At 47.9% G+C, this 10,157-nt stretch carries 6 protein-coding genes; all 6 read right to left on the bottom strand.

Annotated elements, in window-relative coordinates:
* Nucleotides 1-1,795 (bottom strand): albumin-binding GA domain-containing protein (locus HMPREF9698_RS07640; protein WP_003778998.1); only part of this gene is annotated, 1,795 nt, incomplete at its 3' end.
* Nucleotides 1,796-2,183: 388 nt separating this feature from the next.
* Nucleotides 2,184-3,683, bottom strand: coding sequence for a signal recognition particle protein (ffh, locus tag HMPREF9698_RS07635; protein ID WP_003778997.1), 1,500 nt, complete (start codon nucleotides 3,681-3,683; stop codon nucleotides 2,184-2,186).
* 7 nt (nucleotides 3,684-3,690) lie between these two features.
* Nucleotides 3,691-4,026: a putative DNA-binding protein gene (locus HMPREF9698_RS07630; protein WP_003778996.1), complete on the bottom strand. Its 336-nt coding sequence runs from the start codon at nucleotides 4,024-4,026 to the stop codon at nucleotides 3,691-3,693.
* Between the two features lie 30 nt (nucleotides 4,027-4,056).
* The gene (gene ftsY / locus HMPREF9698_RS09170; RefSeq protein ID WP_003778994.1) at nucleotides 4,057-5,544 is read right to left on the bottom strand and encodes a signal recognition particle-docking protein FtsY; all 1,488 of its coding nucleotides are present in this window, start codon (nucleotides 5,542-5,544) and stop codon (nucleotides 4,057-4,059) included.
* 41 nt (nucleotides 5,545-5,585) lie between these two features.
* Nucleotides 5,586-6,404, bottom strand: a complete 819-nt coding sequence (locus HMPREF9698_RS07620) for a Cof-type HAD-IIB family hydrolase (RefSeq protein ID WP_003778992.1) — start codon at nucleotides 6,402-6,404, stop codon at nucleotides 5,586-5,588.
* Between the two features lie 136 nt (nucleotides 6,405-6,540).
* Nucleotides 6,541-10,113 (bottom strand): chromosome segregation protein SMC, encoded by a 3,573-nt coding sequence (gene smc, locus HMPREF9698_RS07615; RefSeq protein WP_040292833.1) that lies wholly within the window; start codon nucleotides 10,111-10,113, stop codon nucleotides 6,541-6,543.
* Nucleotides 10,114-10,157: the final 44 nt, after the last annotated feature.

The following is a 10,157-nucleotide window of genomic DNA, read 5'->3' as shown; positions in this document are numbered from 1 at the left end:
CTTCTTCTGCCGCTGCTTCCGCTGCCTCTTTAGTTGAGAAGCCAGTTTCGTTGTTTTCTTCAACGTCGTCATCAGGTTCTTGTGTATCGTCACCGGATTCTTCTGGCAGATTTGGTGATAATACGTAGTACCAACGGCCATCCGCACCTTGTGCTACAGAGTATGAGTTGTTAACTTTATCAGTTTCTAAAGCTTCTTCTGCCGCTGCTTCCGCTGCCTCTTTAGTTGAGAAGCCAGTTTCGTTGTTTTCTTCAACTAGGTCTTCATCTGTATCAGGCGTGTCATTTGATTTTTCTATTGCAGTGAAGGTTTTTGTGTCTTCATCGTAAGACCATTCAAGGTCACCTAAGCCATTTTCATTTACAAAGTTTTTAAAGTATTTTTCAGCTTGTTCAGCACTTGATGCTTTTACAGTAGTTGCACCGTTTTTACCATTAGTGTTTGGAGTTAGGTAAACTAATGTGTAAACAGATTCTTGGCTCCCTACTTCATCAGTATCATCTGGATCGTCAGTATCTGTTGAATCATCGTCTCCATCTTGGTCTGAAGAATCATCAGGGTCAGTTGGAGTATCTGATTCGTCAGGTGCTTCAGTGTCAGAATCGTCATCAGCTTCTACTTTTTCTCTAGCAGTGAAAGACTTGCTTTCTTCGTTGTAAAACCAGTCTAGGTCACCTAGGCCATTTTCACTAGCGAAGTTTTGGAAGTATTCCAATGCTTCTTCTACACTTGTAGCTTTTACGGTAGTGGCACCGTTTTTCCCTTTAGTGTTTTGAGTATAATAGTATAGGGTGTAAACTACTTCTTCAGCAGTTTCACCTTCGTCATCTTCCCCAGGCTTTTCAGTATCGTCGCTACCGTTGTCGACGTCTTCGTCTGCAGCTTGATTTTGTTCAACTTGTTGACGGCGAACTTCTAAGAAGTCATTTTTAAGTCGGTCCACTTCTTCTACTGAGTCAGCAGAGTCAATGTATTCCGCTAGTTTTGGACTGGTTGCTCCAGCTGCTTGCAATTCAGCTTTTGCTGATTCTTTTGCGGCTTGAAGAGCTTGAGCTTCTTCATCTTCTGAACCGTCCTCTGGTTTTTCTTGACCAGGTTCACTAGGCGTTTGACCTTCATCTTCGGGCGCTTCGCCTTCAACTTCTTGGTCTTGTTCAACTTGTTGACGGCGAACGTCTAAGAAGTCATTTTTAAGGCGTTCCACTTCTTCGACTGAGTCAGCGAAGTCAATGTATTCTGCCAATTTTGGACTGGTTGCTCCAGCTGCTTGTAATTCAGCTTTGGCGGTTTCTTTAGCAGCTTCTAGATCAGCTTCTTCTGAGTCTTCAGCTTCATCCGGTGCTTCAGTTTCATCACCTTGGTCTGGAGTCTCAGTTTCATCAGGTTGCTCTTCTGCTGCTTGGTCTTGCTCTAATTGTTGGCGGCGAACGTCAAGAAAGTCATTTTTAAGGCGTTCCACTTCTTCGACTGTGTCAGCGAAGTCAATGTATTCTGCCAATTTTGGACTGGTTGCCCCAGCTGCTTGTAATTCAGCTTTTGCGGATTCTTTAGCAGCTTCTAGGTCAGCTTCTTCTGAGTCTTCAGCTTCATCCGGTGATTCGGTTTCGTCACCTTGGTCGAGTGCCTCAGTTTCATCAGGTTGCTCTTCAGCTGAAACGGCTTGGCCATTACCTAAGAATAAGGTTGCCCCAACTGCAACAGATGCAACACCAACACTTAATTTTTTAAGCGTAAAGCGGTGTTTTTTGTTGGCAGCTTTTTCAGCACGGGTTTTGTAATTATTTTTTCCTACCATACTAAAATCTCCTTTATAAATTTGATTAGTACACGGCAATATCCATGCTTAATGACCTGTTTACATTTGTGCAACTTTTGTTACAAAGTTGTTACGGTGTAAACATTCGATTAAGCCTTTCATTACAAGCATACTACTGCTATGTAACTAGTTCCCATAATAATATAATGACCGTGTCAAAGCAAGTGATACGGTGTATTTTATAAAAATAAAACAACAGCATTTAATAACATTCATGAAGTTATTTTATCCTATTTTGTTGACTTTTATTTTTAAAACAATCATAATTTTAAACCTCTTAATCAGTTTATATTCTACTAATTTACTTGTGGAAATGAGAAAGACAATTGCCAACTTTTTCAGCTAGCAATTGTCTTTCTTCTATATACTATCTTTTTCTCCGGACTTTCTTTTTCTTTTTCCGTTTCGGTTTTTGACTGCCTTGCTGACCGGCCATTTCTTCTAGTTGGGACATGTCGGGCATTTGACCACCGCCCATGCCAGGGATTTTACTGGCCATCCGCTTGAGCATGCCACCTTTTTTGCCACCGGACCCGCCCATGAGCTTGTCCAGTCCTTTAGGCATTTTACCTTTAGACATTTTACCCATGAGTTCACGAGATTGCTTAAATTGCTTGATGAGCTTGTGGACGTCGGCTAGGGGGCGACCAGAGCCTGCTGCAATCCGGCGCCGTCTGTTTTGCGATAGCATGTCTGGGTTCCGTCTTTCTTCCATGGTCATGGACTGGACAATGGCCTTCATTCGGTCCAAGTCCTTGTCATCCACCTGGAAGTCATCCAAGCCTGGCAACTGGTTCATGCCCGGAATCATTTTAATGATGTCTTCCATGGGTCCCATGTTCCGCATCTGGTCCATCTGCTCAATGAAGTCGTTAAAGTCATAGGTTTGATCAGCCATCTTGTCGGCCAGTTCTCTGGCCCTTTTTTCGTCCATATCCTGCTGGGCTTTTTCGACCAGGGTCAGGATGTCCCCCATCCCTAAGATTCGATTGGCCATCCGGTCAGGGTAGAAGGGGTCTAGGGCATCTAGTTTTTCACCGGTACCGGTAAATTTAATGGGCTTGTTGGTAATCTTACTGATGGACAGGGCAGCCCCACCCCGGGTATCCCCATCTAGCTTGGTGAGGATAACACTGGAGATGTCCAGTTGGTCGTTAAAGGCATCAGCCACATTGACAGCATCCTGCCCGGTCATGGCATCCACTACCAGGAAGATTTCTTCTGGGTCGACAGCCGACTTGATATTGGCCAATTCATCCATTAAGGCCTGGTCAACGTGCAAACGCCCGGCTGTATCAATGATAACCACATTACGGTTTTGGTCTTTGGCTGCTTGGATCCCTTGTTCGGCAATTTCAACGGGTGACACCTGGTCTCCCATGCTGAAGACCGGGATATTCAATTCTTTCCCAATGGTCTCCAATTGGTCAATAGCCGCCGGTCGGTAAACGTCCCCGGCCACCATCATGGGCTTCATGTTCTTGTGCTTGCGGAGATAGTTGGCTAACTTCCCAGCTGTGGTGGTTTTCCCAGCCCCTTGGAGACCGGTCATCATGTAGACGGTAATGCCTTGGTCATTGGTTATGATATCTTGGCGGTCGCCACCCATCAGGTCGGTCAATTCGTCGTTGACAATTTTAACAACCATTTGGCCGCCATCTACGTTATCCAGTACTTCTTCCCCAATGGCTTTTTCGCGGACGGTCTTAACGAATTCCCGGACAACCTTATAGTTAACGTCGGCTTCCAGTAGGGCTAACCGGACCTCCCGCATGGCATCTTTTACGTCTGATTCGGTAATTTTTCCTTTTTTTCTCAAGCCGGAAAAGGCATCTTGTAATCGGCCACTTAAACCTTCAAAGGCCATTTATCTGTCACCTCTCTAAACTGATCTTGTCAATAAATTCTTGTAATTGCTGGTCCTGTCCGTAGTGCTCTTTGACGTAGCTGGCTAGCTTGTCAAGTTCTTGCTCTCTTGCTTGGAAGTCAGCTACCAGGTGTAAGGTCTGCTCATAGTCTTTCAAGATTTTCTCTGACCGTTTGATGTTATCATAGACAGCTTGCCGGCTGACCGCTAAGTCATCCGCAATCTCCCCCAGGGAATAGTCTTGTTGGTAGTAGAGCCTGAGATAGTCTTGCTGTTTTTCGGTCAGTAAGGGGCCATAGAAGTCAAACAAGCTGTTGATTTCAATCCTATCTTCGATGGGCATACTTAGCCTCCTTGCTTTGTTTGACCCACTTTAAGCCGTCTGCTCAATTAAGTCTCTAAAGAGACCGATGGCGAATTTTTCGGTATCAAAAGCGTGGAGGTCGTCCATGGTCTCTCCTAAACCGACAAATTTAACCGGAATGCCTAACTCTTTCCCAATGGCTAGGACAATCCCACCCTTGGCTGTCCCGTCCATCTTGGTTAAGACAATCCCTGTCACATCAGTGGTTTCCTTAAAGATCTTGGCCTGGCTCAGGGCATTTTGACCGGTAGTAGCGTCTAGGACTAGGAGGGTTTCATGTGGGGCATCCGGGATTTCTCTGGAGATGACCCGTTTCATCTTCTCTAGTTCGTTCATCAGGTTTTTTTTGTTTTGCAACCGTCCCGCCGTATCAATTAAGAGAACATCTGCTCCCTGGTCTTTGGCCTGGGCAATCCCATCGTAAACAACAGCAGCCGGGTCGCCCCCTTTTTGGGTGGAGACGACTGGGGCGCCAATCCGGTCTCCCCAGACATGGAGCTGTTCAATGGCCCCAGCCCGGAAGGTGTCTCCAGCAGCCAAAATAACTTTTTTGCCTTGTTCTTGGTACTGGTGGGCCATCTTGGCAATGGTCGTGGTCTTGCCAACCCCGTTGACCCCGACAAATAAGATCACGGTCAGGCCATCGGGATTGTCGTTAAACTCAATATAGTCAGGGTTGGTATCCCCATAAAGGTCCACCATGGTTTTGACCAAGACCCGTTCGGCATCCTTCATGGTCCGAATGTTCTCTACCTTGGCTTCATGCCGCATAACTTCTGAGATAAACATGGTGGCTTCAAATCCCACGTCTGATTCAATCAGGAGGTCTTCCAATTCTTCAAAGAATTCTTCGTCTTCATAGCGGAAGTTGGCAAAAAGCTCGTTCAGCCGTCTGGTAAAGGATCGGCGTGACTTGGACAAGCCTTCCGTGTATTTTTGGGCTTCCAGTCGGGCCACTTCTTCCGGGTCACGACGGCTTGGCTGACTGGCCTCTGGGTCTGCCTGTCCTTGGTCGGGCTGACTGGTTCGGTCCTGTCTGTCACTTGCCTGGGCTTGACCCTGGTCTGGATTGGGCTTGTTAGATTGGGCTTGGTCGCTGGTAGTTTGGGCTTGGCTCGTCTGACTCTCCTGGCCAGCACCGGTCTGGCTAGCTTGGTCGCCGGCTGTTTGGTCTCTATCCTGGCTTGGCTTAGCTTGACTTGATTGAGTTTGGTCAGCTTGACCTTGACCTGCTTTTTTGACTTGTTTTTGACTAGGCTGGCCCGCTATATCAGCCTGGTGTTTTTCCTGGCTTGGCTGCAGGCTAGAACTATCCAGGTCTTGGTCAGTGGATTCCGCCTGCCCTTGGTCTGAACTTGGACTGGCACTAACTTTTTGACCTTGGTTTGTCTTTTGGGTCTGACTGGCCTGTCCACCAGCTTCCTCACCCTGCTTTTCCTGGTCTTTTTCCTTTGACTCTCCGGTAAATACTTTTTTAATTTTATCAAATAATCCCATGAAATCTCTCCTCCCCAGTCAGTGCCTGGTTAAGCTTGCTTTCATTTTAACACAAATTTTTGGATGGCATGGGCTACCCCGTGGTCTTGGTTAGACTTAGTCACGTAGTCACTAATCTCTTGAATGGCTTCCGGTGCATTCCCCATGGCCACCCCAATTCCGGCATAGGTCAGCATGGAAGCATCGTTGCCCATGTCTCCAATCGCCAGCATCTGGCTGGGTTTTATCTGGAGTTCCTGGGCCAGCATATTCAACCCACTCGCCTTGTCCACTCCTTTAGCTAAGATCTCAACCAGGTTGGGCCGGCTTCTGACAATGGTAAAGTGGTCCTGGTAGGCTTGAGGTATCTGAGCCAAGGCCCGTTCAATTTCTGCCTGGGGTCTAGCACTGACAATTTTAGCGATATCTTCTAAGTCCTTAACCGCAACATTTTCGACTACTGGTAGGAGGGGTTGCATATCCCGGTAATAACTAGGCTTGCCTTGAGGCGGGTTGCTTTCATAGATGGTATCCATCCCGATCGCACTCATTGGCAGGTCCAAGTCAGCTAAAAGGTCAGCAATGGACTGGATTTCTTCCTTAGTAAAGGTATGTTTTCTGAGAATTTCCTGGCTAGCTGTTTTCTGGACCATGGCCCCGTTATAAGTGATGCAGTAGTCCCCCTCTTCCATTAACTGGCACTCTTCTAAGTAGCCAACCATACCTGGATAAGGCCGGCCGGTTGTTAAAACCGGTAGGACTCCCTGGTCTTTAGCTGCGGCAATGGCCGCCTTGTTTTCCTGGGAAATCTTCCGGTCCTGGTCTAAGAGGGTCCCGTCTAAATCGATGGCAATTAAGCGAATATCTGGCTTTACTTTCATGGCTGCCTCCTCTAGCAATCTTGATTTTAAGTATCCTGACTTTTCCAGATGGGTTGATCCTGCAGCTATCTCAATCTTCCTGATAGCTTGACTCCTGGAGCTTTCTCGACTCTTCCTTCTATCTTGACGCTTCCGGCTACCTTGCTTCTTCCCAGTCACCATCTTGGTCTACATCAGAAAGGCGGACAGAGATCAGTTTGGAAACTCCTTTTTCCTGCATGGTGATCCCATATAAGCGGTCCGCCTCCTCCATGGTCCCCCGCCGGTGGGTGATCACAATAAATTGGGTGTCCGTTTCAAATTCCTGGAGGTAACGACCAAAGCGGTTCACATTAGACTCGTCCAGGGCAGCTTCTGCTTCGTCCAAAATACAAAATGGGACAGGGCTAACCTGGATAATGGCAAAAAGTAGAGAAATAGCTGTCAATGCCCTCTCTCCACCAGACAGGAGGCTAAGGGAGGACAGGCTCTTGCCTGGAGGCTGGGCGATAATGTCTACCCCGGTGTTTAAAAGGTCGTCCGGGTCCGTCAAGCGGAGTTCAGCCCGGCCCCCACCGAAAAGCTGGGGGAAGACTTGGGCAAAGCGGTCCTTAATTTGGTCGAACATGGCCTTAAACCGGCTTTTCACTTCCTGGTCCATCTCTTTCATGGTCTGGTGGAGTTCGCTTTTGGCCTCTATGAGGTCGGCTTGTTGCTGGGCAAGGAAGTCATAACGCTGGGCCACCTGCTGGTATTCTTCAATAGCGTTGAGGTTGACCGGGCCTAAGTTGCTGATGGCAGTTTTCAAGGACTTGACCTGGTCTTTGGCTTGGCCAGCATCCATATCTAGGTCTGGTTTTTGGCTAGCTTCTTCAAAACTCACCCCATACTCTTCAACCAGGTAGTTGAGCTGGTGGTCCAGGTTAACTTCAAGTCTGGACTGGCTAACTTCATTTTTATTCTTGGCCTGGGTCAAGTCCTGGATTTGGTCTTGCTGGTCCTTGATTTGGTCAGCTAAGTTTTGAACCTGGTCTGCCAGGTCAGCCTCCCTTTCTTTTAGCTGGGCTTCCTGGTCTTTTTTAGCCTGGTGGTCGGCCTTTAAGTCTTTCAATTCCGCTGCCAAGCTTTCCCTAGAGGCTTGGGAGACTTCTTCTTCCTGAAAGGACTTGATATCTGCTTTTAGGTCGTCAATCACTGTTAGGAAGCGGTCTTCTTGGTCTTTCAGCCCTTCTAAGTTGGCCTTGATGGAAGCTAGGTTTTCCCGTTTTTGTCCTAGGTCGTTAGACAAACGGTCGATTTCAGCAAGGATTTGGTCTTCTTGCTTGCTGGAGTCTGCCTTGGCAGTGTTTAAGTCCTCCATTTCCTGGTTGATGGCCTCCAACTGGGCTAAAACTTGCTCCTTCTCCTGACTAATGGCTTGCAAACGGTCCTTGGCTTCTTGGGCTTCCCGGTCCCTTTCCTCCTGGTCAAATTGACCGGCCTTGACCTGGTCTTGGAGGGACTTGATGGAGTCAGTCAGGTGGGCAATCGCATTTTTCAAATTGTTTTCCCGGTAGCGCTTGGCTTCCCCTTGTGACCGGATCTCTTCTAGGTCATCTTGACTGCGGTCATTTTGAGCTTTCAAGTCCTGGAGTTGTTTTTCCTGGTCGTGAATCTTGGGTTGAAGGGATTTTAGCTTGCCTTGCAAGTGGTCCATTTGGTCTTTTTGGCTAAAAATTGGGGACTGCTGGGACCGGTTTCCTCCCCCAGTCATCGACCCGCCAGCGTTCATCATGTTCCCGTCCAAACTAACCACCCGGTGGCGGTAGTGGATGGCCTTGGCAATCTGGTTGGCAGATTTTAAGTCCTGGGCCAGGAGGGTGGTCCCCAGTAGGTTATGGACAATTTGGGTCAGCTTCTGGTCATAGGTCACCAGGTCCGATGCCAAGCCAATATAGCCGGGCTGGGTTTGGGCCTCTTGCAGGAGCTTGGCTTGGACTTGCCGCCCCTTAATGGTGGTGAGAGGCAAGAAGGTGGCCCGGCCAGCCTTGTTTTGTTTGAGGTAGTCAATGGCTGCCCGACCAGATGCCTCATCTTCCACCACGATAAACTGGCTGGAAGACCCCAGGCTGGTGTCAATGGCTGTGAGGTATTGGTTAGGGATGGTAATTAAGTCTGCCACTGTCCCGATAATGCCCTGAAGCCTTCCTTGGTTTTGCATAACTTTTTTGACCCCACTGTAATAGCCGGAGTAGGATTTTTGCATCTGGGCTAAACTAGTGTATTGAGCCTTGGCCCGGTCATAATCCTGTTTTAAGTGACGGAGCCGGTCTTCTGCTCCTTGATAGCGGTCCTTGAATTGCTTGCAGTCTGAGTCGATTTGCTGGAATCGGTCTAGTAGATCATTTAGTTCTTGACTGACCTGGTCTAGCTCTTTTTCTTTTTCGTTTAAGTCAGCCTGGCTCGATTCCAACTTGGCCTGAAGGTCAGCTTGGGTCTTTTCCTGACGGGCATTTTGCATGCCAAACTTGGTCAAGTCTTGCTTTAAGGACTGGTCTTCATTGTTGAGGGAGGCCTTGGACTGCATGAGGTCGATGTAGTCGGCCCGTAAGTCTTCCAAGCGGTCATCGCTATCTTCTTGTAAAAGTGCCAACCGGTCTCGCTTGGCCTTAAGGTCCTGGGTCAGCTGGTCGATTGACTCTTCTACTTGCACCCGGTCCTGGTCTTTTGCTTCCAACTTCCGCTTGACTTCCTCCAGGTCAGCCTGGTTGGCCTCAATCGATTTGGTTTTTTCCTGGACATAATCTTGCTTGTGCTTAGCCCTTTCTGCTTGAAGGGCCAGGTCACTTTCTTTACCTTCAATAGCTTGGATTAAACCGACAATTTCATTGTAAACCTGGTCACGTTTCTGGCTCAGCTGGTCTTGGTCACCCTTTAACTGGTCTTGGGTCTGGCGGTCTTCTTCAAGGGACTGACTGAGACTTTGGATTTTTTGCTTGAGGATCTGCTGGTCTTTTTTGGCCTGGTCCAGGTCCTTGGCATAGGCCTTGATTTGCATGACCGATAAGCCGACATCAGTTTTTTTGAGCTGGGCCTGGAGGTCCTTGTATTTCTGAGCTTGGTCAGCCTGGTCTTTCAAAGGATCGACCTGGCTTTTTAACTCATGCAAGATGTCTTCCACCCGGTCAAGATTGCCCTGGGTATCTTCTAACTTACGTCCAGCTTCTTTTTTTTGAACCTTGTATTTAAAAACTCCCGCTGCCTCTTCAAAGATAGCGCGCCGATCTTCCGGCTTGGCCTTAAAAATAGACTCCACTTCGCCTTGAGAAATAATGGAAAAAGATTCCTTACCCAAGCCCGAGTCCAAAAAGAGGTCCACAATATCTTTGAGCCGGCAGTCTTGCTGGTTAATCTGGTAGTCAGACTGGCCATTGCGGTTGAGTCGCCTGCTAATGCTAACTTCCTGGTAGTCAATGGGGAGGAAGCCAGTGGAGTTGTCCAAAGTTAGGGTGACCTGGGCAATATTCATAGGCTTGCGTTGGTCAGTTCCCGAAAAAATAATGTCGTCCATCCGCCCACCACGAAGGCTTTTGGCCGACTGCTCTCCCATCACCCAGCGAATGGCTTCGATAACATTGGACTTGCCTGACCCATTAGGACCGACAACAGCTGTCACCCCCTGGTCAAATTCAATTGTAGTTGGGTCCGCAAACGACTTGAACCCCTTGATTTTCAGTCTTTTTAACTGCAAACGATACTTCCCCTTTGATGGTGCTTGATAATGACTTGCTTTGC

The organism is Alloiococcus otitis ATCC 51267 (assembly GCF_000315445.1).
GTDB lineage: Bacteria > Bacillota > Bacilli > Lactobacillales > Carnobacteriaceae_A > Alloiococcus > Alloiococcus otitis.
Note: the sequence above shows the minus strand (reverse complement) of the source record. Positions and strands in the feature narration are given on the sequence as shown.

Excerpts from the sequence above, each read along its gene's own strand:
- ffh (WP_003778997.1), bottom strand. The coding sequence starts at position 3,683 with ATGGCCTTTGAAGGTTTAAGTGGCCGATTACAAGATGCCTTTTCCGGC.
- HMPREF9698_RS07630 (WP_003778996.1), bottom strand. The coding sequence starts at position 4,026 with ATGCCCATCGAAGATAGGATTGAAATCAACAGCTTGTTTGACTTCTAT.
- ftsY (WP_003778994.1), bottom strand. The coding sequence starts at position 5,544 with ATGGGATTATTTGATAAAATTAAAAAAGTATTTACCGGAGAGTCAAAG.
- HMPREF9698_RS07620 (WP_003778992.1), bottom strand. The coding sequence starts at position 6,404 with ATGAAAGTAAAGCCAGATATTCGCTTAATTGCCATCGATTTAGACGGG.